Here is a 26428-nt window from a genome sequence, read left to right on the forward strand (position 1 = left end):
GCGTAGGGATTGCCCGTGCCGCGGTGTGAATCGCCCCCGGTTCCGTTTCAGGGTCGGCAATGCCGGCTCTGTTCCCCCGGAGCGCACGCCAGCTGCAGACTACCTTCAGGATCTAAGTCACCAGCCGTCGCCCCAACCTATGTGTAGCAGCGGGGCAGCGGTAAAGTTCCGCCGGTGCGGGGCTGTCCTCGTACGAGCCGCAGGCGAGAATGTCTCCGACATCCTCGAGGGCCTGCCCGATGGCTTTCCAGTTCTGGTCGTATGACTCCCAGCGGGGCACTCGGGCTCACACATCCGGATCCGCCACTCGCGGAGCCAATTGATCCAATTGATCCGGTGTTGCCCGCCACCAGGTGAGCGGGCGGTGTATGTCGATACTTAACCACGGCATGGTGCTGTCCTCCAGGCCTTTATTTGTGTTGGCGAATGCCACTGCGGGGAAATCATGCCAGCGTGCGTTGGCGGGGTCGCGGAACCATTGGTCGACGTTTGGTAGCGGATGACCCGCTTACCCAGCAGATAGTAGTCCGGGCCGATGTTTCGGCCTCGCCATTCGGCCAGCTCCTGGACACTGACACCGTATTTACGGGATACCTGTTCCGGGGTGATGAGTTGCTTCACGGACTTGCTCCTTTTCTCTTTGCCACCGTTCCTTTCGGCAACGCCGTCAAGACTTGCCCGCGAAGTGAATTGGCCAGCCGGAGCCGGGGGACCGTGGAATACCGGAGGGCGCGAAGCGAGTGAGGATATGCCGCGAAAGCTCCCGGCGCCGGCTTGCCAAGAGAAGGGCGGGCAGTACCATCCAAAGCCGAAACGGAACGGCGCAGCCGGTTAAAGTCTCAGGAGCGAAGCTCCCCGCATACAGTAATGGCCGTGTGCTGTGCTCCGCGCCGCTTGCTCCGCGACCGCCCGCCGGGTAGTTTTTGGAGCCGTTGCGCCCAAACACCGCACGGCAGTAACCTCCTGTTACCGGAAGTAAAAATACGGCCCTGGGTCTGTACGCATACGCCGCCCGCCGGGCAGCCACTTCTCCCTAATCAGAGGAGTGCGCTATGGATAACCGCCCACCTGCTTCCGGACCCGGCCAGGCACTTGCCGCCGCGACCGCACCCGGCCCCGCCGGACCGCCCGGGAAATCCCCGCAGTCGCTGCGCGCGGCGTGGCTCGCCCTGACCGGGCTGTCCGCGGTGTTCCTCTTCGAGATGCTGGATAACTCGGTCCTGAACGTTGCGCTGCCCACGATCGGCCGCGACCTGGGTGCGTCGACGGCGGCCCTGCAGTGGGTGACCAGCTCGTATTCCGTGGTCTTCGGCGGGCTGATGATCGCGCTCAGTGCGCTCGCCGACCGGGCCGGCCGCCGCAAGGTCATGCTGGCCGGGCTGGTGCTCCTAGCCGCTGCGAGCATGGCCACCCTGGCTGTTACCTCCGTAGGGCAGCTGATTGGGGTCCGCGCCGTGATGGGCGTTGCTGCCGCCATGACCACCCCGGGTTCGATGGCCCTGGCCTTCCGCCTCTTTGACGATGAGAGGCTGCGCGTGCGGGCCCTGACGCTCATCTCGACCGTGGGGCTGGTTGGCCTGGCAATCGGCCCCGCAGCCGGAGGGTTCCTGCTGGCCGCTGCCCCGTGGCAGGCGCTGCTGCTGGTCAACGTGCCGATCGCCGTCGTCGCCGTCATCTGCATCCGCGCCGCAATCCCCGCGGACCGCGCCGACGAACTCCACGCCCAGCCCCTTGACCTGATTGGTGCCCTCGCCGGCACCATCACCATCGTGTCCGTGCTGGCCGTGCCCGCGCTGTTGGTCGGAGACGGCGCAGCTTCCGGGCGCCCGGAAGCCGTGGCCGCGGTGGCGGTCCTGGCGGGGGCGGGCTTCGCGTTCCGCCAGCGGCATGCGGCCAACCCGTTGCTGGACTTCGCCCTGGTGGCCCGCCCGCTGGTGTCCAGCGGCCTGGCCTTCAAAGCCGCGGCGGCACTGGCCGTTGCCGGCCTGGGCTACATGGTGACCCTGCAGCTGCAGCTCGAGTGGGGATGGACCCCCGCCCAGGCAGCTCTGGGGCTGCTTCCGCAGGTTGCGGTCCTTATTGCCGGGGGTGCGCTGATTGGCCCGCTCATTAAGCGGATCGGTCTTGAGCACGCCGCCCGGCTGAGCGCTGCCGCCGTGGTGGCCGGGCTTGCCGTTTACGCCGTGTTCGGCCAGCGCAGCTATCCCTGGACTGCCGTGGCCATGGTACTGGTCGCGGCGGGAATGCGCGTGGTGGGCGTGGTCTCCGGCAACAACGTGATGCGCGGGCTGCCGGCGGACCGCACCACCGTGGGCGCGGCCCTCGTTGACACGGCCGGGGAGTTGGCCACCGGCGTCGGCATCACCCTTGCCGGCACGTTCATCGCTGCCGCCTTCACGGGCAGCATTGCCGCGGGGGAGTGGACAGCCGCCCAGGCCGGGCAGTTTCGGGACGGAACCACGCTCGCCGCCTGCACGCTCACCGCGCTGGCTGCCCTGCTGGTGGGGTTCGGCATGTTCCGCGCCCGCGCGAAGAACGGCGGTCCGGAGAACGGATAGCGGCTCCGGACACGGAAAGAGGCCCGGTGTCCCGGGCCTCTTTCCTGCGGTGCTTGTCCTGCTAGCTGATGGCGGCGCGCAGTTCCTTGGCGGCCAAAGCGGGGTCATCGGCGCTGTAGATGCCGCCGCCGACGACGGCCACGTCCGCACCCGAGGCCTGGACATCAGCCAGGGTAGCCAGCTTGACGCCGCCGGCGATGGAGAACGCGACACCGGATTCCTTGCCGGCGGTCAGCAGGGTGTTGAGGTCATAGCCGTCCTGGGCCTGCTCGTCGAGACCGGCGTGGAACTCTACGAACTCGGCACCGAGGTCGGTGACCTCCTTGGCGCGGGCCGCCTTGTCATCGACGCCGATGAGGTCCACCACCACGCCCTTGCCGTGGGCCTTGCCGGCCTTGATGGCTCCGGTGATGGTGGAATCATCGGCGACGCCGAGGACAGTCACGAGGTCGGCGCCGGCCTTGAAAGCGATGTCGGCTTCGAGTTCGCCGGCGTCCATGGTCTTGAGGTCCGCGAAGACAATCTTGTCCGGGTGGGCTTCCTTGATGGCCGTGACGGCGGACAGTCCGGCGTTCTTGACCAGCGGTGTGCCGAGTTCAATGATGTCGACGTACTCGGCGACCTTCCCGGAGAGCTCGAGGGCGTCTTCGACGGTCAGTACGTCCATGGCGAGTTGAAGTTTCATGGTGTTTCCTTTGCTAACTGGGGATGGAAGTTGAGGGGGCACGCGTTATTCGAGGTTCGCGTGCCGGGGCCAGAGGTCCTCGGCGGGGGTGCCGTCGATTTTCCAGAGGGTGTGGAAGACGGCGTCGAGCACCAGGAGCAGTGCCTGCTCGAAGAGGCTGCCGGAGTACTGGCGTGAGGCCGTGCCGCGGTGATCGGTCTTTTGGGCTGCGGGAATGAGGACCACATGGTGCGCTATCCCGGCCAGCTTCGACTCGCCGTCGGTGGTCAGCGCGGCCACGCGGGAGTCCACGGAGACGGCTGTTTCCGCAGCGGCTACTGCGCCGGCAGTGGTTCCGGATCCCGAGGCAACAATCAGCAGGTCACCGGGGCCGATGGCCGGCGTCGTTGTTTCGCCTACGACGTGCACGGTAAGTCCGAGGTGCATGAGGCGCATGGCGTGCATGCGCAGCGCAAGGCCGCTGCGTCCGCCGCCGGTGACGAAGACCCGCCGGGCCTGCCGGATCTCGTTCACCAGACCGGCAAGCTGGTCTTCCTGCAGGCCGTCCGCCGCCGCGGCAAGCTCGTCCTGGAGCAGGCTCAGGCTGGCGGGAACGGAGGGCTGCCCTGAAATCTCAGTCACCCGGATCAGTCCGTGCTGATCTGGTGGCGGAACGTGTCCCGGCGGGTGTGGAGGTCCCACAGGACGCCTGCGAGGACGTCGGGATCCTTTTCCGGATCGCCCTCGATGATGCGTCCGCCGATGATGAGCTGGGACACGTGAATGCCCTCCTCGCCGAGGACCTCATTGAGGAGCTGCGCGTAGGCCGCCTGGCCCGCGAACGCCACCGAGGTTCCGGTGACGCCGCGTCCGGGCTTAACGGCCGATCCACCGTTGACGAAGAGGATGGTGCCGCGGTTCCCGCCCAGGAACCGCATGCCGGGCAGCACCTGGTGGACTGCAGCCACCGGTCCGTAGATTGAGAACTCAACGGGACCCACCAGGTCCGCCGGGGTGGTCTCGAGGACGGGCCGCATGAAGTCCTTCTGCGGCAGGGGACTGTACTGCAGCACCTCTACCGGGCCGAGGGTTTCGGCAGCGGCCTCAAGGGCCGCAGCGATCGATTCCGGGTTGCGGACGTCGGCAGCGAAGCCGCGGGCCTGGACACCGGCCTTGCCGAGGTCTTCGGCAAGCGCATCCAGCTTGGCCTGGTTCCGGGAAATCAGCGCAACGGAGAATCCCTCCGCGCCGAACCGTCGAGCGACGGCAGCTCCGAGGCCGCGTCCTGCACCAATGATCGCGATTGTAGTCATGGTGCTTACAACTGGTTAGGGTGCCGAATAATTCCGTTAGCCCACGTGTGCCGCGTCGGGAACCTTCAACAGGTCCTCCTTGGCCGGACGGATCATAAAGAACCCGATGGGTGCGGCCAGGAACAGCGCGACGCCGGCCCAGATGAACGCGGTGGAGTAGCCGCTGACCAGCGCCTCCAGCTGTGCGGCGGGCTGGGCCGCGTTGGCGCTGCTCATGTAGGCGGTGATGGCAGCGGTGTAGACGGCGGTGAACAGCGCGGTGCCGATAGACCCGCCGATCTGCTGGGTGGCCGAGACAGCGGCACTGGCCACACCGGCGTCGTGCTCATCGATCCCGGCCAGCGCCACGTTCTGCAGCGGCACGAAGATCATTGCCAGGCCGAGGCCCAGCAGGATCAGTCCGGGCAGGACCTCCACGGCGTAGTTGCCCTCCACCGAGATGAAGGACAGCCACACCAGACCGGCCGCACCCACCACCGGACCCACGGTCATGGGCAGGCGGACGCCGGTGCGCGGCAGCAGGTTGGACAGCACGCCGGCGCCCACCATGATGGCCAGGGTCATCGGCAGCGAGGCCAGACCCGACTTCAGCGGCGAGTAGCCCAGCACAATCTGGAAGTAGAAGATCAGGAACAGGATGCCGCCCAGCAGTGCGGCACCGGTCAGCGCAGAGGTCAGGAACGCACCGCCGCGGACCCGGTTGGCCAGTACGCGCAGGGGCAGCAGCGGATTCGAGACGCGGCTCTCCACCCACACAAACAGCGCCAGGATTATGGCGCCGGCAGCCAGGAAGGCAATGGTTTCCACGCGGGCCCAGCCGTTTTCGGCCTGCGAGAAGCCGTACACCAGGGACGCCAGGCCGGCCACCACCAGGATGGCGCCGGGCAGGTCGTACCGCGTGTTGCCGTGCGCCTTGCTCTCGCGGATCAGCGGCAGGCCGGCGGCCATGGCGACGACGGCGATGGGCACGTTCACCAGCAGGCACCAGGTCCAGCTGGCGTACTGGGTCAGCACGCCGCCGAGCAGCAGGCCGATGGCCGCGCCGCCGCCGCCGATGGCGCCGTACACGGCGAAGGCCTTGATCCGGTCCTTGCCGGTGGGGAATGTGATGGTCAGGATGGCCAGCGACGCCGGGGCGAGCAGGGCGGCGAAGGCGCCCTGCAGTCCGCGGGCGGCCAGCAGCATTTCGGTACTTTCCGCGAAGCCGCCAATGGCGGACGCGACGGCGAAACCGGCCATGCCCACCATGAAGGTGCGCTTGCGCCCCCAGTAGTCGGCAATCCGGCCGCCGAGCAGCAGCAGCGAACCGAAGGCCAGCGCGTAGATGGTCACCACCCAGGTGCGGTCGCCGTCGGACATCCCGAGCTCACGCTGCGCGTCGGGCAGGGCAATGTTCACGATGGTGCCGTCCAGGACCACCATCAGCTGGGCAAGGGCCAGCACGGCCAGCAGCAGCCAGCGGTGCGGGTGCGCGGAGTGGTCGTGCGCCGGAGGGGCTCCGGCAGGGGTGGTGCGGTCCATAAAGGGGAATTCCTCATCAAACGAACTGGTTGGTTGGCTTAGTTAGACTACAGGGATGAGAAGCGACGGCGAAGCTACCCGTGCCAGGGTCATGGCAGCGGCACGTAAGGAGTTTGCGCAGTACGGGCTGGCCGGTGCCCGGGTGGACCGCATCGCGGGAGAAGCCCGGGCCAGCAAGGAGCGGATCTACGCGTATTTCGGCAGCAAGAACGCCCTGTTCACCGCTGTGCTGGCGGGCAACCTGCAGGAGACCACGGCGAGTATTCCACGGGATGCACAGGACCTGCCCGGGTTTGTCGGCGCCATGTTTGACCACGCTGCAGAAAGCCCCGAGCACCTGCGCATCCTCGACTGGGCTCGCCTGGAGGGGGCGCAGGACCTGCTGCCGCAGGCCTCCTTCGGACGTCCGGGGCCAACTGACCAGGACGTTGCCCGTGCGCAAGCCGAGGGCCTCATCGATCCCGCGTGGGATCCGCATGAACTGATGACGCTGCTGTTCGGGCTGGCCACGTCTTGGGCGCATTCTCCGGAACGTCTTTTCACCGGGGAAGCGGCAGCGGACCACAGTTCCCGGGCACGGCGCCGGGAGGCCGCCGTCGCGGCGGCCTGCCGGCTGCTGGCTCCCGCAGCCGGATCCTGAATCATGGCGGTTACGCCAAAGCGGCGGGCCCGTCGGTGACGCTTCCGGCCTCGTTTATCCAGGGTCCGGTTCCCGCCCGGGGGCAATGCCGATGCAGGTTTTCCCGGATGGTCCCGGCGTCCGTGGTGTGCCGTCCGCGCAGCAGGGCGAAGAGATCCACGTCGAACTCCACTCGTCCGTCGCTCCACCAGGCGTCGTAGCGGAGTCGGCGCCTGGGCCGGTGCAGCCACCGCGACGGGGCAATAAAGGCCGTGGCGCGGAGGGCAACGGGAACGTCTTCAGCCGGTGTCATGGGTCGATAGTGCCACGGCTACAGGCTCCGCTGCCGAAAAGGCAGGGCGGCTGCACCCACGCGGGGCGCAGCCGCTCCTACGGTCTAGAGCTCCGTGGTGACCTTCCACGAGGAGTGGATGGCGCCGTGGATGTAGTTGACCGCACCCGCGTCACCAACCACGTCGACGTCGATGCCCAGGTTCGCGGCCCGCAGCTCGTCCGCCAGCGGCGAGGCCGACGTCGTGCCGTCTGCGTAGACCACCATGTCCGCGGGAGCCGAGAAGCTCTCGCCGTCCTCGGTCCACTCCACGCTCTTGGGGGTGATCCGCGTGACGGAGACGTTGCGGTGGATCTTCACGCCGTGCTTTTCGGCGTCCTTCACCGCGGTCCAGCGCCGCGGCATGGCCAGCGGCAGCCCGAGCTGCTGCTTTTCGTGCAGCAGCGTGACATTGCGGCCGCGTTCAGCCACGAATTCGGACAGTTCCAGGCCCACGAGGGACCCGCCGATCACGACGATGTTCTTGCCCATGGGCAGCCAGAACTTGGTGAACTGGCGGACGAACTCCGGGCTCTTCGTGACGCCGGAGAGCCGGCCGAGCTTGCCGAGGGTGCTCAGCAGGGCGCCGGCCTCTTCAGCGGTGGCGGTGCCGAGCATCATGGCCCGCAGGGTGTCGCCGGTCTGCACGTTGGGCAGGTCGCCGCCGGGGAAATCCGGCTTCGGGCGCACGGCGCCGGTGGCGATGATGACGTGGTCCGGGTGCAGGGCCTTGATGGATTCCACCGTGGCCTTGGTATTCAGCTTCACCGCGATGTTCAGCCGCTTAATTTCGGACTTGAACCACTTCAGCAGGCGCTCGTTGTCCGGGGTGGTCATGGTCGAGAACCACATGGTGCCGCCGAGGCGGTCGGACTTGTCGACAACGGTGACCCGGTGGCCGCGCTCGGTGAGCACGCGCGCGCTTTCCAGCCCGGCCGGACCGGCGCCCACAACTACCACGTGCTTGGTGGCGGAGGCCGGCTTCAGCGGCAGCAGCGCTTCATTGCCCAGCGCCGGGTTGACCGCGCAGAACGGGGTGTCGTCGAAGAAGTTCTCAGCAACGCAGAGGTAGCAGTTGATGCAGGGGCGGACCTGGTCGAACTTGCCGTCGCGGAGCTTGTTCGGCAGTTCCGGGTCGGCCAGCAGCTGGCGTCCCATGGCCGCGAAGTCGATCTGTCCGGCGGCCAGCGCCTTTTCGGAAACCTCCGGCAGCATCCGGCCGACGGCAATGACGGGAACGCTGACGTGCTTCTTGATTTCGGCAGCGTTCTCCAGGTAGGCGCCCACCTTGTTGGGCAGGGGGCCGTCGGTGAAGTTGTCGAACGGGTTCCGTCCCCAGCCGGTGACGTGGATGGCGTCTGCGCCGGCCTGTTCGAACAGCTTGGAGGCCTCCACGGCTTCTTCGAGGGAGAGGCCGCCTTCCTGGCCGTATTCCTCACCGGCAACACGGACCAGCACGGCCAGGCGGTCGCCCACCCGCGCCTTGACTGCGCTGATGACCTCGCAGGCCAGCCGGGCGCGGTTTTCCAGCGATCCGCCGTATTCGTCGGTGCGCTTGTTGTCGCGCTGGTTCAGGAACACGCCGAGGATGTAGCCGTGAGCGACGTGGATCTCGATGGCGTCGGCGTCGGCCTTGGCGATGCGCTCGGCGGCGTCGGCCCAGGTGGAGACGAGCCAGGCGATGTCCTCGCCGGTCATGTCGCGGTATTCGGTCTTCTTGCCGGCCGTGGCCGCGCCCATCTTGCCGAGCTCTTCGCGGGTGCTGTCGGCCAGGGCGGACATGTCATAGGTGTAGTCCGGCTGGTTGGGGGCGAGCACCGGGCGGTCATTGGCCACATCCACGCGGGCGACTTTGCCGTGGTGGGTGGACTGGATGCACAGCTTGCTTCCGGCGGCGTGGACCGCGTCTGCGAGGGCCTTCAGTCCGGGGATGTACTTGTCATCTGAGAGTCCGGGCTCCTTCATGGAAGCGGCGCCGTGCGGGAAGGCGATGGCACAGGCACCGGTGATGATCAGACCGGCGCCGCCGGCGGCGCGGGAGACGTAGTGGTCGATCTCCGTCTGTTCAATTTCACCGTGCTCGGAAACGTTCATGTCCATGGCGGGCAGGACAATCCGGTTGTGCGTGTCCATGGGGCCGATGCGGCCCGGGGACATCAAATGGGGGAAGGTTTTTGTACTCACAGTGGTACTTTACAGCTGATGTTTACACTGTAAACATCTGCGGAAAGAAGGCTGGGTTTTCTGCCTTATTTCGGCAGCGCAGGGCCGTCCGCGTCACGGGCGCCAGGCAGGGGATCCGCTCCGGTTGCGGGCTCGTTGTTTTCATCCTTGAGCTGCTTCACCTCGGACTTGAAGATGCGCATGGACTGGCCCAGGCTGCGGGCCAGGCCGGGGAGTTTGGGTGCGCCGAACAGCACAATCGCCAGAACAACAACAACTAGGATTTGCCAGCCTTCGAGCCTCATAACAGGGAACCTTCCGCGGGGGTGGAGATGGATGAAACGGGAGATGTAACGGGATCCGCCGGCCGGCCATGCAGCGCCCGGATCAGGGAGCGGTCACGGTCGCGCAGGCTCTGGCGCCCGACGGCGGACTCCGGACAGTTCAGTTCGAAGCCGTGATACGCGCCGGGATACACGTGCAGCTCGGTGGGCACGCCTGCCTGCAGCAGCCGGGACGCGTAGGTGATGTCCTCGTCCCGGAACAGGTCCAGTTCGCCGGTCTGGATCAGGGTGGGCGGGAGGCCGGACAGATCCTTGGCCAGTGCGGGGACGGCATAAGGAGAAAGTTCTGCAGCAGCGCCCAGATAGCACTTCCACGCGAACTCGCTGTGGGCCCGGTTCCAGGTGGGAAGGGCAGCAAACTCCCGGGCGGAGGGGGAGGTGTGCGTGGCATCAAGCATCGGGTACATCAGGTAGGCGAAGGCAAGAGCCGGTCCGCCGGCGTCGCGGTTCTGCAGAGTGAGGGCCGCGGCCAGGCCGCCGCCGGCGCTGGAGCCGGCCACGGCCACCCGCGACGGATCCACGGATAGTTCCGCAGCCGAGGCGAAGAGCCACGCGAGCCCCGCGGCCGCATCATCCAACGGGGCAGGGTAGGGATGTTCCGGTGCCAGCCGGTAGTCCACGGCCACCACCACGGCAGCTGTCCGGGCGCACAGGGCAGCGCAGTACGGGGTGTCCAGATCCACGGTGCCGGCAATCAGGCCGCCGCCGTGGAGCCAGTAGATAACCGGATGCGGACCCGCGCCCGGCGGCGTGAACACCCGCAGGGCCAGCCCGTCCACGGTGCAGTCGCGGACAGTGACACCCTCCGGCAGGGCGGTACCGGCCGGAGCTGCGGCGTTCGCCCGGAAGGCTGCCAGTCCCGGCAGTGTGGTGGGCGGGGGGTGCATTAGCGAGTACTCCAAGCCGGGGAGCAGCTCCGGATCCACCCGTGCCAGGAAGGGTTTCATGAGGCCAGCGCGTCCGCGAACCAGCCGGTGATGGTGGCCGGATGGGTGATGGCCGTACCAACCACCACCGCGAAGGCCCCGGCGTCCAGGGCGGCACGGCCCTGTCCCGGGCTGTGGATCCGTCCTTCGGCAATGACCGGACGGCCGCCCAGATCCAGCCCGGCCAGCTCGTGCAGCAGCTCCAGGTCGGGTCCGTCTGTTTTGGGCCGTTCCCCGGTGTAGCCGGCCAGCGTGGTGCCGATGATGTCCGCCCCGGCCTCGGCGGCAGCAACGGCGTCGGCCGCCGAACCGCAGTCGGCCATCACCAGTGCCGGGGACTGCCGGTGCACCCCGGCGACGGTCTCGGCCAGCGTCAACCCGTCCGGCCGTTCCCGGCGGGTGCCGTCCAGCGCCACTATGTGCGCGCCGGCGCTCGCGCAGGCCAACGCATGGTGCAGCGTTGGAGTGATGAAGACGCCGTCGTGCCCGTCCTTCCACAAACCGATCACCGGCACCTCCACGGCCGAACGCACCGCCTGGATGTCCCCGATGCCCTGCACCCGGACGGCCGCTGCCCCGCCGATCACTGCCGACTGCGCCACCTGCGCGGTGGTGCGCGGATCCCGCATGGGCTCGCCGGGGTAGGCCTGGCAGGAGACGATCAGACGGGAGCGGAGGGAATCAAGGTCAAACATGGGAACCTTCGGGAACGGTAGTGAGGGACAGTGCCCGGCGGGCTGCACCGCGGATGGCCGCGGTTTGGCCCAGCTGCGCAGGCACTATGGGCAGCTCGGTGAGCGGGCGGAGCAGTTCGTGCCGCGCGGTGCGCTCCATGGTTTCCCACCAGAGCGGGCCGGCGAACGCCAGTCCGCCGCCCACCACAACGGCGGCGGGGTCCAGGATGTTGGCCAGCCCGCCGATGGCGGACCCGGCGGCCGATGCACCGCGGTGCAGGGCCTCGGCAGCAACCGGATCGCCGGCAGCGGCCAGCCGGTAGACCTCGCGGGTGTCCCCGGCCGCGCTGCCGCCCAGCCGGGCATACAGCGCAAAGATGCCGGGCCCGGAGGCAATCGCTTCCACATGTCCGGCGCCGCCGCAGCTGCAGGCCAGCGGAACACCGGCCTCGTAGGCGAACGGGGAAGCGAAGTGCCCCACATGCCCGGCGGTGAAAGTGGCGCCCTCGACAGGCTCGCCGTTCAGCACGTAACTGCCGCCCACACCCGTGCCCAGCCCGATGAACAGGACGCTGTCCACACCGGCGCCGGCGCCCAGCCAGCTCTCGCCGAGCGCATGGGCGTGGACATCGTTCAGGGCGGCGGCGGGCAGCCCCGTCCGGGCAGTGAGCCCGGCGCTCAGCGCCGTGCCGGTCCAGCCGAGGATCGCGTCGGTCGCGGACACCACGGTGCCGCGGCCGGAGTCGATCACGCCGGCGGAGCCGATGCCCAGCGCGTCCACGGCCAGGCCGCGCCGGGCCGCTTCGTCCTGCAGGGACCGGACCAGCCGTGCGGCGGTCTCCACGACCTCCTCCGCACCGGACTGCGAGGGGGTGGCTACGGAGAAGGAGAAGACCACGTTTCCTTCAGCGTCGACAATCCCGCCCGCGGTCTTGGTGCCGCCCAGATCGATCCCGATGACGTGCCGCATGGCGATCAGAGCAGGCCGTTGTGCTCGAGGACCACGCGGATGGCCGCGGTTTCGGCCTCGTTGAGTGCGGTCATGGGCGCGGACATCACGTTGGTGTCAATGACGCCCAGCAGCATCAGCGCGGTCTTGAAGGCACCCAGTCCGGCGGCGCCGGGCGAAACGCGGCCCGGGGTGGGCGCATACACAATGTTGAACAGGTTGGCCAGACGGTCCTGGATCCGGGCGGCTTCGGCGAAGTTGCCGGCCTGCGCCGCGGCGTACAGTGCCGCGTAACCGGCCGGGTCAACGTTGCCCAGTCCGGGAACCACGCCGTGCGCTCCGCCCAGCAGGGCGCCGTCGACCACTACCTCGTGCCCGGTGAATACGGCGAAGTCCGGCAGGTCCCGGGTGGCCAGCAGAAGCTGGCGGAAGGAGACGTCGTCGCCAGAGGAGTCCTTCACACCGGCCAGGACGCCGTCCTGCGCCAGGGTCACCAGCATGGGCAGCGGCAGCTTGAAGTGGGTGCGGACCGGCACATCGTAGGCGAACAGCGGCACGTCGAAGGCGGCGTGCAGGGCACGGAAGTGGGTTTCGGTCTCGGCCATGTCGGAGATGGCGTAGAACTGCGAGGTGGCCACGATGGCGTCGGCGCCCAGGCCGATCAGCCGCCGGCCCTCCTCGATGACGCGGGGCGTGGTCTGCTCGCTGGCCCCGGCGATCAGCGGCACTTCGCCGGCATTGACCCCGGCGATGGTGCGCATCACCGTGTCGCGCTCGCTGTTGGTCAGGTAGGGGACCTCGCCGGAGGAGCCCAGCACGAACAGGCCGGAAACGCCGCCGTCGAGCAGGTACTTGGTCAGCTTCTCCAGCGAGGCGGTGTCAATGGCGCCGTCCGCGGTGCGGGGCGTGACAACCGGCGGGATAACGCCGTGGAAGCGGGGCTGTGGTGCGTGTGACAAAAACTTCTCCAGTGCTTGGTGTTGGTGCGGGGGATAGATAAAACGGTCTGGACGCTCAGGTGTGCAGCAGGCTGGGCGCGGCGCCGAGCAGGCTCTTGGTGTAGTCATTGGCGGGTGAGTCGAAGACCTGCCGGGCGGGACCTTCCTCGACGATGCGGCCGAAGTACATGACGCAGATCCGGTCCGAGACGTAGCGGACGGTCTGGATGTCATGCGAGATGAAGACCATGCCCAGGTTCAGGTCCTTCTTCAGGTCCGAGAGCAGGTTCAGCACCTGCGCCCGCACCGACACGTCCAGGGCCGACGTCGGCTCGTCGGCCACGATCACCGACGGGTCCAGGCACAGCGCCCGGGCAATCGCCACGCGCTGGCGCTGGCCGCCGGAGACCTGGTGCGGGGTGACCTCGGCGGCGGACTGCGGCAGGCCGACCAGGCTGAGCAGCTCCTTCACCTTCGCGTCGCGGGTCTGCTGGTTGCCGATGCCGTGCACCTGCAGCGGGTCGGTGAGGATGTCATGGATGGTCATCCGCGGGTTCAGGGCGGTGGCCGGGTCCTGGAACACCACGCCGACGTCGCGGCCGAAGGTTTTCTTCGAGACGGAGGCCCGGGTGCTCACCTTCTGGCCATGGAACAGGACAGAGCCAGACGTCGGCTCCTGCAGCCCCACGAGCACGGAGGCGAGGGTGGACTTGCCGCAGCCGGATTCGCCCACGATGCCCACGGTTTCGCCGCGGCGGACGGTGAAGTCCACGCCGTCCACCGCTTTGACGATGTTCGGGCGGAACAGGGAACCGGAGCGGGCCCGGTGGTGGACCTTAACGTCCTTCAGTTCCAGCACCGGGCTGGTGTCGGCGTGGATCGCGTTGCTGCTCATGAGTCCTGCCTTGCTGTAGTGCCGGAGTTCGCCAGGGCGGCCGGAGCCGGTGCTTCCGTGCCGGTTTCATGGCTGGCCCAGAAGTGGTCCTTGGTGCCCACGCGGACAAACTGCAGCACCTGGTTCGGATCGGCATCCGGGCGCAGCGAGCGTTCGGCAAACCGGTCCCCGGGAGCGAAGTCCTTGGGGGAGGGGACGGTGCCCCGGATCTGGTGCAGCCGGTCCGCGCCGGCCTCGATGGAGAGCACCGCGCCCAGCAGGCCGCGGGTGTATTCGTGCCGCGGGTTGCCCAGCAGCTCGGGGACATCGGCGGATTCCACCACCTGCCCGGCGTACATCACGGTGACCCGGTGGGCCAGGGAGGCGACCAGGGCCAGGTCATGGCTGACAAAGACCATGGCGAAGCCGAGCTGTTCGCGCAGCTCGTTGAGCAGGTCCACCACCTGCTTCTGCACGGTGACGTCCAGGGCAGTGGTGGGCTCGTCCGCCACCACGATCTTCGGGGACCGGGAGAGGGCCATGGCAATCAGCACGCGCTGACGCTGTCCGCCGGAAAGCTCGTGCGGGTAGCTCTTGAGCGTACGGTCCGGGTCCAGCTTCACCATCTCCAGCAGCTCGCGCGGGCTCTTCCGCCCGCCGCGCCGGGTCAGCTGCAGCATCTGGTCCTTGATCAGCATGGACGGGTTCAACGAGCTGAGGGCGTCCTGGTACACCATGGCAATCTGCTCACCGCGCAGGCCCCGGTAGAGCTTGTCGCGGTCCTTGGGGTTGTTGGTGAGCAGTTCCTTGCCGCGGTACTTAATGGAGCCGGTCAGCCGGGCGGTGGCCGGAAGCAGGCCCATGATCGCCAGGGAAGTGATGGACTTGCCGCAGCCGGATTCACCCACCAAGCCCATGGTTTCGCCCTCGCGGACGGTGAAGCTGACCCGGTCAACAATGGCGGTGTCGCCGTAGCGTTCCGGGAACCGGATGGAGAGGTCCTTCACTTCCAGGATCACCGGAGCGTCGTCGCTGACCGGAGGCAGCCGGTCGGAGCGGCGGGCCTCAGCGGCGGCCAGCAGCTCCAGTTCCGCGGCCAGCGCCTCAAGGGAACCGGCCTTGGTGACGTTGGCTCCGGCGTCGGACCGCGCCTGCCCGGCCGCCGCGATACCGGCTGCCGCGATACCGGCTGCAAGGTCGGCGTCGGTTCCGGTGGCGGCAGACGCGGTGAGCGGAGAGTCGGCCAGAGAGGTGCCGGCAGGATCCAGCACGGAGGGCTGGGCGGTGGTGGCCACGGCTTCGGCGGCCCGCTTCTTGGAGCGCCGGGTGCCGGGGTTGACCATGGCGTCGGTGAGCCCTTCGGCGAGGACGTTCAGCGCCAGGACCGTGAGCAGGATGGTGATGCCGCCGAAGGTGGTGGGCCACCAGGCGCCGCTGAACACCACGTTCCGGCCGTCGGCCATCACGTTGCCCCAGGACGCGGCGGGCTGCTGCACGCCGGCACCGAGGAAGGACAGGGACGCTTCGAGGATGATTGCGTCCGCCACCATCACGGTGGCGAAGACCAGCACCGGGGCAGCACAGTTGCGGGCAATGTGCTTGAGCAGGATGTAGGTGCGGCCGGCACCGATGACGCGTTCGGCGCGCACATAGTCCTCGCCGTATTGGGCCAGGACGTTGGCACGGACCACGCGGGCCAGCTGCGGGGTGTAGACAATGGCGATCGCGAGGATCAGCACCGGAACGGTGGACCCGAAGAGGTTCAGGGAGTGCTCCCGGAGGGCGAACAGCAGGGCTGCTGCCAGGGCGATGCCGGGGAAAGCCATCATGATGTCCAGGATCCGCATCACGGTCTCGCTGACGGCCTTGCGTGAGGTGGCGGCAATGGCGCCGAGGATGGCACCCAGGATGAGGGCCAGTGCGACGGCGCCCAGGCCGATGGAAATGGACACCCGTGCCCCGTAGAGCATCCGGGAGAATACGTCATAGCTGGAACCGTCCGTGCCGAAGAAATGCTCTCCGGTGGGGGAGAGGACGGGAACGCTGGATTCGTTTTCGCCGAAGGGGGCGAGGAAGGGCCCGAAGACGGCCACAAGCACAATGAAGGCCAGGAATCCGAGGGCGAGCTTGGAGCTGATGCTCAGCGCGGTGAAGCGGGCCCCGGTGTTGCTGAGCCGTTCGGTAAGTCCGTTGCGCATGGGTTACACCGTCCGGATTCGAGGGTTGATGAGCAGGTACAGCAGGTCAACCACAATGTTGACCAGCACAAACGCGACGGCGATGGTGAGTACGGCACCCTGCACGAGGTTGGTGTCCGACGTCGTCAGGCCCACCACAATGAGGTCGCCCATGCCGTTGAGGCTGAAGATTTTCTCGATGACGACGGCGCCGCCCAGCAAGTAGCCCACGCGCAGGCCCAGCACGGTCACCGGGGTGACCAGCGCGTTGCGCAGCACGTTGCGGGCCACCACGGTGCGGTAGGGCACGCCGTTGCCGATGGCAGTGCGCACGTAGTCGCGGTCCAGTTCCTCAACCATGGAGGTGCGGACCACGCGGATCAGGGAGGCCGAGACGGGGATGCCCAGGGCCAGGGCCGGCAGCGCCATGGAGTAGAGCCAGCCGACAAACCCGTATTGGTCCGCCCAGGCCAGGCCGCCGGTGGGGAAAATGGAGCCTTCCGGCAGGGCAAACCACTGGATCAGCAGGATCGCCAGCCAGAAGGAGGGGGTGGCAATAGCAGCGATCGAGAAGATGCGGATGGCCTGGTCCGGCCAGCGGTCCCGGTAGAGGGCAGCGGCCACACCGAGGGTGAGTGAGAGGACAACAGCCAGCAGGATGCCCAGGAAGGTCAGTTGCAGGGTGACGGGGAAAGCCGCGGCAATCTTGGCGGCCACGGACTCTTCCGGCGGGTTGGTGGTGCCGAAGTCCAGCCGGATAACCCCGCCGAGGTAGCGGAAGAACTGGATCACCAGGGAGTCGTTGAGCCCCCGTTCCTCACGCCAGGCGTCCTTGGCGTCCTCGCTGGCGTTCTCACCCAGAACGGCTGTGGCGCGATCCGCGGGGACCACGGAGAGCACCACAAAGACCATGATGGTTACGCCCAGCAGCATGATCGGCAGGGCGGCCAGCCGGCGGCCCAGCAGGCGGAAAAACGTTGTCACTCAATAGCTCCAATGCAGGGGGAGGTGCTGGCGGGACGCCCAGGGGCAGGCATCCCGCCAAGTGTGCGGTGCTACTTGCGTCCTACCCCGATGAAGGACACGCCGGTGGTGGGCAGCGGCTGGAAGCCGTCCAGCGCATTGCTGTCCCAGGCGGTGGGCAGCTTGCGGTGGAACAGCGGGTACAGCGGGGCTTCCTCGGAGACGATGTCGACCACTTCGGCGTGGAGCTTCTTCGCCTTGTCCCCGTCCACCTGCACGGCCTGGTCCAGCTTCTGCTGCACGGTGGCGTATTCGGGGGTGGTGTTCCATCCGGCGCGGCCTTCCATCCAGGTGGCGCCACGGTAGAACCAGCTGAGCAGGATGTCGCCGTCGTTGCCGAAGACAGAGGGGTCGCCGGGAGCGCAGAGGACGTCGAAGTTCTTGCCGCCCACCTTTTCCGGGGCGTACACGGCAGCGGACTGCAGGATTTCCAGGGTGGTGGTCACGCCGATGGCGTCCCAGTATTCCTTGATCAGCGGCACCACGCGGGTAACCCAGCCGGTGTCGGTGGAGGTCAGCGTGATGGTCATGTCTTGCATGCCTGCCTCGGCCAGCAGCGACTTGGCCTTGGCGGCGTCGAAGCCGTAGGTGGTGGAGGCCTTGGTGTAGGACGGGTGCCCCTCCTGGAAGTACGACGACGCCGCCGTAGCGTTGCCCAGCAGGGCCTTGGAGATCACCGCGTCGGTATCGATGGCGTAGTGCAGCGCCTGGCGGACGCGCTTGTCTGCGAACTTTTCAGACGCGCAGTTGAACATCAGGAACAGCAGGCCGAAGGACTGGACGGATTCCACGTCCACCTTGGCCGCAAGCTGGTCCACGTCCAGGTACGGGACGTCCTCGATGGCCTGCGTGCGGGAGGGGACCGCCGCCACGCGGGCCGCCGGGTCGGCCAGCAGCAGCCAGGTCATATCCGCCACGCGGGCCGGGTACTTGCCGTTGTAGTCGTCGAACTTCTTGAACACGATGCGGTCTTCCTTGACCGCCGAGACCAGGCTGTAGGGGCCGGAGCCGATGGGCTTGAGGTCGAAACCGGCCGGGTCGGCCTTGACCGCGGCTTCGGGCACTACCTTGATGACCGAGATGCGGGAGCTGAAGCCCGGGAACGGGTACTTGAGCTTGAACTGCACGGTCGAGTCGTCCTTGGCGGAGACCGAGTCAATGAAGGGGATGAATCCCGCGAACAGTGATTTATTGGCCGGATCCATGACCCGCTGGAAGGAGAAGACAACGTCGGCGGTGGTGACGGGTTCGCCGTTATGGAACTTCGCGCCGTCGCGGAGCTGCACTTCGTACGTGGTGTCATCCACCTTGACCGGGTCCGCCTTGGCCAGGGCCAGGTAGGACTCCCGGGTGGCCGGGTGCAGCTCGGTGAGGCCTTCGAAGATGTGCAGGTTGGCGGCCTGCGGAGTGGCGCCGGTGGAGAGCATCGGGTCAAAGCCCGTGGAGAGCTGATAGGAAATGCCGGCTTCGATGGAACCGGTGCCCTCTGCGGCGGCACTGCCGGCGGGAGCAGGGTTACCGCCCGGGCTGCAGGCGGAAAGGGAGCCGGCAAATGCTGCCGCCGTGCCCAATACGCCGGCCAGCTTGAGGAAATTCCGCCGGCTGGAATCTTTCAAAAGCCCGCTGGATTCAAACGAAGTGCTCATCTACTGCCTCACATCCGGAAGTCACTTATCGGACGTAGGATGTCCGATGGCTGTCCCGGAAACTGTAAGCTTCGTCACATCGCTCCGTCAACCCTTCACTTTGGAAAAACCAGGTCCCCTTCCGGATAGGTAGGACATCCTATATCGTTGGCGGCAACCCCACCGGGTTCTGCTTGTGCACCACCTGCAACTCTGTCCCAGGAGGATCTCAATGAGTCTGCCCGACGCATCACTGCCGCCGGCGCGGTTCAGTGCCCAAAACCGTTCCCGTGCCCTGCAGGCGGAGATCATGGAGCTCATCCTCGACCGCGACTTAAAAGCCGGCGACGCCCTGCCCACGGAAGCGGAACTGGCCGGGGCGCTCGGCATTGGCCGGAACACGCTGCGGGAGGCGCTGAAGGTGCTGCAGGCGCTGGGTGTGGTGGAAATCCGCCACGGATTCGGCATGTTCGTGGCTCCGGCCAATTTTGACGCGCTGGCGGACGGGCTGACCTTCCGGGGGCGGCTTTCGCTCCGCCACGAAGGCAAGGAAGCCCTGCAGCTGGTGGACGTGCGGCAGGCGCTGGAAGCAGGTTTGGTGGGCGAGGCGATGGACCTCTTCACACCCGAACACCTGGCCGACATCGAAGCCACCGTCCGGCAGATGGAGGCGCTGGCCGAACGCGGGGAAATCTTCACCGAGGTGGACGAAACCTTCCACTACCAGCTGTTCGAACCCCTGGGCAACGAACTGCTATCCAACCTGATGTCCGTGTTCTGGAAGGTCTACGGGAAGATCCACTCCGAACTTGGGGTTGATCCGCTGATCAACCTGCGGGAGACCGCGGCCGTCCACCGAGACATTTTCGAAGCGGTGAAAGACGGGGACAAAGAGCTGGCCTCCGAGCGGCTCCGCCGGCACTTTGACGGCATCCGCGCCGAACTCGCCAAGCTGCACGAGGCCTCATGAGCTCCCGCACCTTGAACCTAATCCGCTGCTCCGATCCCGCCGCGCTCGGGCAGGCCGCGGCCGACGTCGTCCTGGCAGCCCTGGCCGCCGCACCGGAGCCGGTCATCGGCGTCGCCACGGGTTCCTCGCCGTCGCCCCTGTACAAGGCGCTGGCCGCCAGCGGGGCGGACTTCAGCTCCGCCGACTGGTTCGCCCTGGACGAGTATGTGGGCCTGCCGCCGGGACATCCGGAAAGCTATGCCGAAGTGCTTCGCCGGGAAATCGTGGAACCGCTGGGGCTCGACCCGCAGCGTGTCCACCTGCCGGACCCGCACCGGGTGGACCTGAAGGACGCCGCCCGCCGCTATGAACGGCAGATTGCCGCCGCGGGCGGAATTGACCTGCAGATCCTGGGCCTCGGCCGCAACGGTCACCTGGCCTTCAACGAGCCGGGGGCGCCGCTGGACTCCCGCACCCGGCTGGAAACCCTGACTGAGGACACCCGCCGGGCCAACCAGCGGTTCTTTGCCTCCCTCGGCGACGTGCCCACGCACTGCCTCACCCAGGGGCTCGGCACCATCCTGGAGGCCCGGCACCTGCTGCTGATTGTCCGCGGCGCAGGGAAGGCCGAGGCGCTGGCCCGGGCACTGACCGGACCGGTGGGCACGGACTGCCCCGCCTCGGTCCTCCAGACCCACGGGCACGTCACCGTCCTGGCCGACGACGACGCCGCCTCCCGGCTGAGCTGACCGCCCCGACCGCACTCCGCACCGGCGGACCCGTGCCGCCCGGGCTGGACCGGCGGGCCGGAGGACTGGTGCAGGACGATGCATGGGACCGGGCGGGTTCCCGCAGTTTGTGCCGGTTCCCGCGCCGCGCGGCGCGGGGAATTACCCAAACCGCGGGAATTCCGGACAAACCGCGGGAATTCCCGCTTAGGCCCCGGGAAGCAGCTCCGGGTGGTGCAGCTTGGCCACCTGCGGGTGCGCCCGCAGCCAACCCTTCAGCACGTTGGCACCGTAGGAGGCGAGCATGGGGTTCTCCGGATCATCGGAGATCCCGCGCGACTGCGCGGCCAGGGCCGGCGGCAGCTGCACCGGGTCAATCACGGTGTCCAGGCGAGGGGACCAGAAGAACGGGATCGCGTAGCGGTCCACGCCCGGAGCCGGTGCGGATACACGGTGGATGGTGGCCGAGAGGTAGCCCTGGGTGGCCACCTCCAGCATCTCGCCCAGGTTGACGACCAGTGCGCCGGGGATCGGTTCCACCGGCAGCCAGGTGTCTGATTCATGCGGTTTTACTTCCAGGCCGCCCACAGAATCCTGCAGCAGCAGGGTGATGAAACCGTAGTCGGCATGCGCGCCGACGCCCTGGGTGCCGGCTTCCTGCACGACGCCGCCCACATAGTGGATGAGCTTGGCCATCCACGCCGGGGCGCCAACAAACGGTTCCGTGAAGTGGTCTTCCGGCAGCTCCAGGGACACGGCGATGGCGGAAAGCAGTTCCGCGCCCACCAGTTCCATCTGCGCGGCCCAGGCCATGGAGGTGCTGCGCAGTTCCGGCAGTACGTTGTCCGGAAACAGGTTGGGCCCCTGCACCAGCCAGTACGGCTGGTCTGCGGGGTAGCCGGCAGCAGGTGCGCGTTCGGGGCCGAAGTCGATCTGTTCACGCGAATCCGGGCGCCCCCGGGTGATTTCGGTGCCCAGCCGGGTGTAGCCGCGGAAGTGCGGGGACTTGCGGTTATCCAGTGCCAGCCGGTCCTCCAGCGGCAGGTCGAAGAACTGCTTGGTGACGTCGAACAGCTTCTCCACCATCGCCTCACCGGCGCCGTAGCCCACCAGCTGGAAGAAACCGATCCGATGCGTCGCGTCACGCAGCCGGTCAATAAATTCGGGGCTGAAGGAGCCGTCCGGATTGCGGGCGGTACTCAGGTCCAGGACGGGAATTGCCTCGGGAATCTCGCTCATTCCGGCAAGCTACCACCGGGCCTTGTCAACTATGAACCAATTGTTACGAAGTGCGGTGGAACAGGTCCCCTTAAAAAGCGGTGGCCGCCGGATTGGGCGTTCCGGACGCCCATGGGATGCAATGGAGATACGCCAAGCGAAAGGTTCACCGTGGAAACCGCCAACCTGTACGACATCCCGCTCACCCTGCTGGACGGCACCGAAACCACCTTCGGAGAGCTGTTCCGCGGCAAGGCCGTGCTGGTAGTCAACGTCGCCTCCCGCTGCGGGTTCACTAAGCAGTACGAAGGCCTGCAGTCGCTCTACGAGACATACCAGGAACGGAACTTCACCGTCCTGGGCGTGCCCAGCAACCAGTTCAACGGACAGGAGCCGGGCAGCGCCGAGGAGATTGCCGAGTTCTGCAGCACCAACTTCGGCGTCACCTTCCCGCTCGCGGCCAAGACCGACGTCAACGGACCGGACCGCCACCCGCTCTACGCCGCCCTGACCCAGTTCCGCGACGGCGAACTGGGCGAAGACATTGGCTGGAACTTCGAGAAATTCCTGGTCACCGACAGCGGCGAGGTGGTTGGCCGCTTCGCCTCCGACGTCGCACCGGGCTCGCCGGAAATCCAGGAGTCCGTCGAGGCGGTCCTGCGCCTGGAGTAGCGGCCGCAGCAGGGAGCCGGCCGCGCTAGAGGACGACGGCGTCGTCCGCGGCCTGCCCCGCAGCCATGGCCTCCCAGCGATCAAAGTAGGCCGCGCCGGCGTCGTCGTGGGTCAGTGCGCCGACCGGAAGCACCGGATACGGCGTGGCGGGCACGCCGTCCGCCGGCCGCACGTCCACGTGCGCCACGTCGAAACCGAGCCGGAACAGCTCATCGGCCATGGCATAGTCGGTGCGCGAATCACCCATGGTCCGCCACCCTCGCGGAACCGGCGTGCCGTCGGCCTCCAGCATCGCCAGGGCGCGGCGGGCGCCGAGGTCCTTGCCGACCCCGACAGCTTCAATGTCGGTGGAAATGATCGTGGGATCGATCCGGTACGCCACCGTGCCGGCAGCGTCCGGGATGGCATGGTCCAGCCGCTGCCCGCCCAGGCCGGCGAGGGACAGCTGCTCCAGGGCGTCGGCGTCGAACCTGCGCTGCTCGGTGAGGTACTCAGCGTTGTCCGCGGCCACATGCTGCTCCACGGAGAGCATGGCGAGCTTGGTTTCGTCGAAGAACATGGTCCGCGAGTATTTGGCGTCCACCAGGCCGCGGATGGTCTCGGCATAGTCGCCCGGGACCTTCAGCTCCGGATCCACCTGCGGCTGCCCTGGCCCCGTGCCGTCGAAGGAGAACCACACGGCGCCTTTTTCGCACACGGCGTGCACCCGGACGCCGGCGGGAAGCCCTGCTGCCATCATTGGCTGCATCACCTGCTCCCGGATGAAGGCATCGGAGCGCCCCGTGTTGAAGACAACGGGCCAGCCGGCGGCCGCCAGTGCCACCAGGCTGCGGATGATGGCCGGACGAACGGTCCGGGAAACGGGGCTGGCAACGGGTCCGTCGACGTCGAGCAGCAGGCCAAAGCGCGGGGCAGGGGTATTCACCCCTCCAGTATTCCAGTGCCCGCGGACCGCCCGGACGGCCCTGCGGGCGCCGGAAGGACCGATTCAGCCGTTTAACCCCGCCCCGCACCGAGCGGCGTTGTTTCTTTGGCCCCAGATGTTCTTTACTCTGTACTAGTGATCTTCAAAGCTGTTGGCGACGTACGCCCCTACCCCGACCATGGATATGTCACACCTAAGGACTGGGCAGCGGTACCTCCCCGGCAGGTTCGCCTGGATGAACTGGTGACCACGAAGGCCACGCTGGACCTCGGTGCGCTGCTGGCCGAGGACTCCACCTTTTTCGGAGACCTGTTCCCGCACGTCGTCCAATGGAAGGGCACCATGTATCTCGAAGACGGACTGCACCGGGCTGTGAGGACGGCATTGCACCAGCGGACCATTTTGCACGCACGCGTGCTGGTCCTCGATGACTAAGGAACCTCCCGACGGAGCTCCGGGCGGCCTGGCCGCCATGGACGATCGGGACGATTCGAGGCAGTGGCACGGGCACCGGATTGTTACCGGCGGCGAGCTGGGCGCGGTTTTCGCGCCCACCGACGAACCAGAGATGGTCCGGCGGGCACGACGACGGCGGCGGCTGCACAACTCGGTGATCGGCGTCTTGGCGCTGCTGTTGCTTTCAGCGGTGATCCTCGCGCAGGGACTGGTGTCCGGCTGGGTGAAGCTGCCCGCCGCAACAGAGATCAAAGCACCTGCAGGTCCGGCGGACGAATGTCCGGCCGGGCCTTTTCCGTATCTGGATCCGGCCACGGTGACCGTCAACATCTACAACTCGACGGCGGCTGCCGGGCTGGCCAATACGGTGGGGGCCGAGCTGGGCACCCGGGGGTTCCAGGTAGCGCAGGTGGGCAACAGCAGCGTCAACCGGGCAGGCATGACCGCGCTGATCCTGTCCGGGCCCTCGGGATTCGCCTCCGCCTACACGCTGCAGCAGCACATTCCGGACACCGAGTACGTCCGCGATGACCGCACCGACGCTTCCGTGGATATGGTCATCGGAGCCGGCTTCACGGAACTGCAGCCGCCGGAGCAGGCGGCAGCAGCCGGCCCCGGAGCACTGAGCTGTCCCGGGAACGCCACGCCCGCGGACGGGCAGTAGCCGGCAGTGGGGGCAGTGGGGGAGGCGGCCGCGGCAACCGGGACAGGGGAAACCGGGGCCGGGGATGAAAGGGCCGGGGCCGGGAGCATGGCGGTCCGGATTGCCACGCGGTGGCTGGATGCGGCGGATATCAGCGCTGCCGGCAGCCTTGCCGAACCGGTGCGCGCCCGTGCAGCCGCCATGTACCGCGAGGCGGACCGGCACCGCTTCCTGGCCGGACGGCTGGCAGCCCGCGCCTTGGTGGCCGGACTGCTGGGGGTACCCGAAACAGCTGTCACCGCCACCGCGCACTGCGCGGACTGCACGCACGGCAACGACGGATCACACGGCCGGCCGCTCTATTTCGTGGACGGGCAGCCGGCGCCCCTGCAGTTCAGTTTCAGCCGCAGCGGCGGATGGCTGGCCGCGGCGGCGGCGCCGGCCGGCGTCGGGGTGGACCTGGAGGACGCGGGCGCGGAGGCCTTCCAGGGGGCCGGTCTGGAAGATGTAATGGCCACTGCGGCGGAAAAGGCGGCCATCGCCGAGCTCGCCGAACCGGACCGCCCAAGGCTGCGCGCCCAGCTGTGGGTGCGCAAGGAAGCGCTGCTCAAGGCGGCCGGCCACGGGCTGCGGGTGGACCCGCGCACGGTGGAGACGGCCGCATCCGCCGTTCCGGGTAAGTCTCTGCGGGCGTCCATGCGGGCGTACGACGTCGGGCCGGAACAGTTGGGTCTTCCGGCCGGATTTGTGCTGTCCTACGCCGTCGGGGTGCTCCGGCACACGGTGGAAGTCCTGGCCCCGGCGGCGGGCGCCCAGCCGGCCTAGTGTTCGGGCTGGGGATCCGGATAGCGTCGGAGCGCCGCCTGCCGGGCCGCTCCGGAGCCGCGCGAGATCCACTTCTCCAGCGGCCCCTGTTTCCCTGCCCGCTGCCAGAACACGGCAAAAACGATGAACACCGCAATCTGCAGCCAGAGTGAGAGATACGGAAGGACGGCCAGGGCGCCCGTGCCCAGGAACAGCAGGTGGGCGCAGTACAGGGTAAGCGTCATCCGGCCGGGCGCGGATAACACCAGCAGGGCCTTGCCCGCGTAGCGGGCCAGGAACAACAAGGCGCCCAGCACTGCAACGGCAACACCGGTGGTGTGCAGCAGGTCCAGGGGAGTGGTGGTGTGCGGGGATACAAGCGCCAGCCACCACCAGGACGACGTCGGCAGGTAACCCTCGGGACCCCAGACGGCGGCGTCGCGGATCTGCGCGGCCACCAGATCCGGATCCACCTCCACCAACCGGTCAAAACCCTGTCCCGGGCCGTCCAACAGCAGGACCGAGGCGAGCCAGGCACCGATAGCCAGCGCCGTGCCCCCCGCCAGCAGCTTCAACTGCACCGCGGATTCATTCAGCCGGAGCCGGCCCACGGCCAGGCCGGTGCAGATGTAGGCCATCCAAGGGATGGCCGGGTACGTGCCGGTGAGCAGCAGTTGGCTCAGGAAAACGCCGGGCTCGGTCAGCACCGTGCTGAAAGTCGGGTCGTAACCGGGTTCGGGGAGCGAATCCCGCAGGGCCTGCATAAGGACCGGACCGAGCAGGGCAAACACGCCGGCCGCCGCCAGCAGCGTTCGAGTGGAAACACCCAGGAACGGTATGGCCAAGGCAAACATGGCCCCGTAGTACGCGAGGATGATGAACGCCGGCATGTCCACGTAGGCAATGGTCAGGCCCAGGGCGCAGATCATTCCGGCGCGGGCCGCCACTGCCCACCGGACCGCCGTGAGGGCGCCGCCCCGCTCAACCCGTGCCGTCCTGGTGATGAAGGACAGGGAGACCCCGGCAAGCACCGCGAAAAGAGCTGCGGCCTTTCCCGCGAACAACAGCCAGGGCAGGGTCGGCTCCAAATCACTGCCTGCTTCGGGCAGGACATGGACGGCCATCATCCCGAAAAGAGCGAGCCCTCGGGCTGCGTCCACCCCGGCGAACCGCGGCGATGCTGTAGGTGACATCTGGAACATCCCATCCGGCGAAGTTTCCGGTCCCGGGCCCGTCAGACGCGGGGCACCGGGAAGACACACGCAATCAATGCCACCTGTTCGTAACCTGTTTGAAATCTGAGACCAACCTGTGAGCTTTCTGGGCGGCGAAAT

Annotated in this window: 26 protein-coding genes; 8 read left to right on the top strand and 18 right to left on the bottom strand. The window is 67.5% G+C overall.

The window, feature by feature from the left end; translation table 11 throughout:
- The first annotated feature begins 1052 nt into the window (after window positions 1-1052).
- Entirely contained in the window at window positions 1053-2558 is a 1506-nt protein-coding gene (locus tag QNO06_RS01700; protein WP_227913061.1) for an MFS transporter, read from the top strand.
- A 61-nt stretch (window positions 2559-2619) separates the two neighbouring features.
- Here the strand turns inward: QNO06_RS01700 and hxlA are convergent, their stop codons facing one another.
- Genes hxlA through QNO06_RS01720 form a run of 4 tightly spaced genes read right to left on the bottom strand, consistent with a single transcriptional unit; the run spans window position 2620 to window position 6056 of the window.
- The gene (gene hxlA, locus QNO06_RS01705; protein ID WP_227913062.1) at window positions 2620-3243 is read right to left on the bottom strand and encodes a 3-hexulose-6-phosphate synthase; all 624 of its coding nucleotides are present in this window, start codon (window positions 3241-3243) and stop codon (window positions 2620-2622) included.
- Between the two features lie 45 nt (window positions 3244-3288).
- Window positions 3289-3864, bottom strand: a complete 576-nt coding sequence (hxlB, locus tag QNO06_RS01710) for a 6-phospho-3-hexuloisomerase (RefSeq protein ID WP_227913063.1) — start codon at window positions 3862-3864, stop codon at window positions 3289-3291.
- Window positions 3865-3869: 5 nt separating this feature from the next.
- Window positions 3870-4535, bottom strand: a complete 666-nt coding sequence (locus QNO06_RS01715) for an SDR family NAD(P)-dependent oxidoreductase (RefSeq protein ID WP_227913064.1) — start codon at window positions 4533-4535, stop codon at window positions 3870-3872.
- A gap of 36 nt (window positions 4536-4571) precedes the next feature.
- A complete protein-coding gene (locus QNO06_RS01720) occupies window positions 4572-6056 on the bottom strand; it encodes an MFS transporter (RefSeq protein ID WP_227913065.1) in 1485 nt (494 codons plus the stop codon).
- A 55-nt stretch (window positions 6057-6111) separates the two neighbouring features.
- On the opposite strand from QNO06_RS01720, the gene QNO06_RS01725 reads away from it, so the two are divergent.
- Window positions 6112-6696 carry a TetR/AcrR family transcriptional regulator gene (locus QNO06_RS01725; protein WP_227913066.1) on the top strand — a complete coding sequence of 195 codons (585 nt, stop codon included), beginning with the start codon at window positions 6112-6114 and terminating at the stop codon, window positions 6694-6696.
- Window positions 6697-6706: 10 nt separating this feature from the next.
- Here QNO06_RS01725 and QNO06_RS01730 read toward each other — a convergent pair whose 3' ends face one another.
- From QNO06_RS01730 to QNO06_RS01780, 11 genes are all read right to left on the bottom strand, one after another.
- Window positions 6707-6988: a hypothetical protein gene (locus QNO06_RS01730; protein WP_227913067.1), complete on the bottom strand. Its 282-nt coding sequence runs from the start codon at window positions 6986-6988 to the stop codon at window positions 6707-6709.
- An 84-nt stretch (window positions 6989-7072) separates the two neighbouring features.
- Entirely contained in the window at window positions 7073-9190 is a 2118-nt protein-coding gene (locus QNO06_RS01735) for an NAD(P)/FAD-dependent oxidoreductase (RefSeq protein ID WP_227913068.1), read from the bottom strand.
- A 65-nt stretch (window positions 9191-9255) separates the two neighbouring features.
- The gene (gene tatA, locus QNO06_RS01740; RefSeq protein WP_227913069.1) at window positions 9256-9474 is read right to left on the bottom strand and encodes a Sec-independent protein translocase subunit TatA; all 219 of its coding nucleotides are present in this window, start codon (window positions 9472-9474) and stop codon (window positions 9256-9258) included.
- Complete coding sequence (locus tag QNO06_RS01745; RefSeq protein ID WP_227913070.1) at window positions 9471-10460, bottom strand: alpha/beta hydrolase; 990 nt, start codon at window positions 10458-10460, stop codon at window positions 9471-9473. The genes tatA and QNO06_RS01745 overlap by 4 nt, the downstream gene beginning before the upstream one ends.
- Entirely contained in the window at window positions 10457-11134 is a 678-nt protein-coding gene (locus QNO06_RS01750) for an N-acetylmannosamine-6-phosphate 2-epimerase (RefSeq protein ID WP_227913071.1), read from the bottom strand. Before QNO06_RS01750 ends, QNO06_RS01745 begins: the two co-directional genes overlap by 4 nt.
- A complete protein-coding gene (locus QNO06_RS01755) occupies window positions 11127-12083 on the bottom strand; it encodes an ROK family protein (protein ID WP_227913072.1) in 957 nt (318 codons plus the stop codon). The genes QNO06_RS01750 and QNO06_RS01755 overlap by 8 nt, the downstream gene beginning before the upstream one ends.
- Window positions 12084-12088: 5 nt before the next feature.
- Complete coding sequence (locus QNO06_RS01760; protein ID WP_227913073.1) at window positions 12089-13021, bottom strand: dihydrodipicolinate synthase family protein; 933 nt, start codon at window positions 13019-13021, stop codon at window positions 12089-12091.
- Window positions 13022-13076: 55 nt separating this feature from the next.
- Window positions 13077-13895 (bottom strand): ATP-binding cassette domain-containing protein, encoded by an 819-nt coding sequence (locus tag QNO06_RS01765; RefSeq protein ID WP_227913074.1) that lies wholly within the window; start codon window positions 13893-13895, stop codon window positions 13077-13079.
- A complete protein-coding gene (locus QNO06_RS01770) occupies window positions 13892-16072 on the bottom strand; it encodes a dipeptide/oligopeptide/nickel ABC transporter permease/ATP-binding protein (protein WP_227913075.1) in 2181 nt (726 codons plus the stop codon). Before QNO06_RS01770 ends, QNO06_RS01765 begins: the two co-directional genes overlap by 4 nt.
- A gap of 3 nt (window positions 16073-16075) precedes the next feature.
- Entirely contained in the window at window positions 16076-17035 is a 960-nt protein-coding gene (locus tag QNO06_RS01775; RefSeq protein ID WP_227913076.1) for an ABC transporter permease, read from the bottom strand.
- Between the two features lie 71 nt (window positions 17036-17106).
- Entirely contained in the window at window positions 17107-18720 is a 1614-nt protein-coding gene (locus QNO06_RS01780) for an ABC transporter substrate-binding protein (RefSeq protein ID WP_227913077.1), read from the bottom strand.
- 211 nt (window positions 18721-18931) lie between these two features.
- On the opposite strand from QNO06_RS01780, the gene QNO06_RS01785 reads away from it, so the two are divergent.
- Window positions 18932-19669, top strand: coding sequence for a FadR/GntR family transcriptional regulator (locus tag QNO06_RS01785; protein WP_227913078.1), 738 nt, complete (start codon window positions 18932-18934; stop codon window positions 19667-19669).
- Window positions 19666-20397 carry a glucosamine-6-phosphate deaminase gene (locus QNO06_RS01790; RefSeq protein WP_227913079.1) on the top strand — a complete coding sequence of 244 codons (732 nt, stop codon included), beginning with the start codon at window positions 19666-19668 and terminating at the stop codon, window positions 20395-20397. Before QNO06_RS01785 ends, QNO06_RS01790 begins: the two co-directional genes overlap by 4 nt.
- 186 nt (window positions 20398-20583) lie before the next feature.
- Here QNO06_RS01790 and QNO06_RS01795 read toward each other — a convergent pair whose 3' ends face one another.
- Window positions 20584-21615, bottom strand: a complete 1032-nt coding sequence (locus QNO06_RS01795; protein WP_227913080.1) for an isopenicillin N synthase family dioxygenase — start codon at window positions 21613-21615, stop codon at window positions 20584-20586.
- A 150-nt stretch (window positions 21616-21765) separates the two neighbouring features.
- On the opposite strand from QNO06_RS01795, the gene QNO06_RS01800 reads away from it, so the two are divergent.
- Entirely contained in the window at window positions 21766-22266 is a 501-nt protein-coding gene (locus QNO06_RS01800; protein WP_283997817.1) for a glutathione peroxidase, read from the top strand.
- 25 nt (window positions 22267-22291) lie between these two features.
- Here QNO06_RS01800 and QNO06_RS01805 read toward each other — a convergent pair whose 3' ends face one another.
- Window positions 22292-23191, bottom strand: a complete 900-nt coding sequence (locus tag QNO06_RS01805) for a Cof-type HAD-IIB family hydrolase (protein ID WP_227913081.1) — start codon at window positions 23189-23191, stop codon at window positions 22292-22294.
- A 135-nt stretch (window positions 23192-23326) separates the two neighbouring features.
- Between QNO06_RS01805 and QNO06_RS01810 the strand changes: the two genes are divergently transcribed.
- The 3 genes from QNO06_RS01810 (at window position 23327) to QNO06_RS01820 (ending at window position 25115) form a co-directional block, all read left to right on the top strand.
- Window positions 23327-23626: a type II toxin-antitoxin system VapB family antitoxin gene (locus QNO06_RS01810; RefSeq protein WP_227904874.1), complete on the top strand. Its 300-nt coding sequence runs from the start codon at window positions 23327-23329 to the stop codon at window positions 23624-23626.
- Entirely contained in the window at window positions 23619-24311 is a 693-nt protein-coding gene (locus QNO06_RS01815; RefSeq protein WP_227913082.1) for a LytR C-terminal domain-containing protein, read from the top strand. The genes QNO06_RS01810 and QNO06_RS01815 overlap by 8 nt, the downstream gene beginning before the upstream one ends.
- Window positions 24312-24398: 87 nt before the next feature.
- Window positions 24399-25115 (top strand): 4'-phosphopantetheinyl transferase superfamily protein, encoded by a 717-nt coding sequence (locus tag QNO06_RS01820; protein WP_227913083.1) that lies wholly within the window; start codon window positions 24399-24401, stop codon window positions 25113-25115.
- On the opposite strand, the gene QNO06_RS01825 is transcribed toward QNO06_RS01820, so the two are convergent.
- Entirely contained in the window at window positions 25112-26287 is a 1176-nt protein-coding gene (locus QNO06_RS01825; protein WP_227913084.1) for a heparan-alpha-glucosaminide N-acetyltransferase domain-containing protein, read from the bottom strand. The two genes, QNO06_RS01820 and QNO06_RS01825, sit on opposite strands and share 4 nt — an antisense overlap.
- Window positions 26288-26428 lie beyond the last annotated feature (141 nt).

It is taken from the genome of Arthrobacter sp. zg-Y20, from assembly GCF_030142075.1.
In the GTDB taxonomy this organism is placed as follows: domain Bacteria; phylum Actinomycetota; class Actinomycetes; order Actinomycetales; family Micrococcaceae; genus Arthrobacter_B.

Coding starts and splice junctions, on each gene's coding strand:
- QNO06_RS01700 (WP_227913061.1), top strand. CDS start 1,053: ATGGATAACCGCCCACCTGCTTCCGGACCCGGCCAGGCACTTGCCGCC.
- hxlA (WP_227913062.1), bottom strand. CDS start 3,243: ATGAAACTTCAACTCGCCATGGACGTACTGACCGTCGAAGACGCCCTC.
- QNO06_RS01715 (WP_227913064.1), bottom strand. CDS start 4,535: ATGACTACAATCGCGATCATTGGTGCAGGACGCGGCCTCGGAGCTGCC.
- QNO06_RS01720 (WP_227913065.1), bottom strand. CDS start 6,056: ATGGACCGCACCACCCCTGCCGGAGCCCCTCCGGCGCACGACCACTCC.
- QNO06_RS01725 (WP_227913066.1), top strand. CDS start 6,112: ATGAGAAGCGACGGCGAAGCTACCCGTGCCAGGGTCATGGCAGCGGCA.
- QNO06_RS01730 (WP_227913067.1), bottom strand. CDS start 6,988: ATGACACCGGCTGAAGACGTTCCCGTTGCCCTCCGCGCCACGGCCTTT.
- tatA (WP_227913069.1), bottom strand. CDS start 9,474: ATGAGGCTCGAAGGCTGGCAAATCCTAGTTGTTGTTGTTCTGGCGATT.
- QNO06_RS01745 (WP_227913070.1), bottom strand. CDS start 10,460: ATGAAACCCTTCCTGGCACGGGTGGATCCGGAGCTGCTCCCCGGCTTG.
- QNO06_RS01750 (WP_227913071.1), bottom strand. CDS start 11,134: ATGTTTGACCTTGATTCCCTCCGCTCCCGTCTGATCGTCTCCTGCCAG.
- QNO06_RS01755 (WP_227913072.1), bottom strand. CDS start 12,083: ATGCGGCACGTCATCGGGATCGATCTGGGCGGCACCAAGACCGCGGGC.
- QNO06_RS01765 (WP_227913074.1), bottom strand. CDS start 13,895: ATGAGCAGCAACGCGATCCACGCCGACACCAGCCCGGTGCTGGAACTG.
- QNO06_RS01770 (WP_227913075.1), bottom strand. CDS start 16,072: ATGCGCAACGGACTTACCGAACGGCTCAGCAACACCGGGGCCCGCTTC.
- QNO06_RS01780 (WP_227913077.1), bottom strand. CDS start 18,720: ATGAGCACTTCGTTTGAATCCAGCGGGCTTTTGAAAGATTCCAGCCGG.
- QNO06_RS01785 (WP_227913078.1), top strand. CDS start 18,932: ATGAGTCTGCCCGACGCATCACTGCCGCCGGCGCGGTTCAGTGCCCAA.
- QNO06_RS01790 (WP_227913079.1), top strand. CDS start 19,666: ATGAGCTCCCGCACCTTGAACCTAATCCGCTGCTCCGATCCCGCCGCG.
- QNO06_RS01795 (WP_227913080.1), bottom strand. CDS start 21,615: ATGAGCGAGATTCCCGAGGCAATTCCCGTCCTGGACCTGAGTACCGCC.
- QNO06_RS01815 (WP_227913082.1), top strand. CDS start 23,619: ATGACTAAGGAACCTCCCGACGGAGCTCCGGGCGGCCTGGCCGCCATG.
- QNO06_RS01820 (WP_227913083.1), top strand. CDS start 24,399: ATGGCGGTCCGGATTGCCACGCGGTGGCTGGATGCGGCGGATATCAGC.
- QNO06_RS01825 (WP_227913084.1), bottom strand. CDS start 26,287: ATGTCACCTACAGCATCGCCGCGGTTCGCCGGGGTGGACGCAGCCCGA.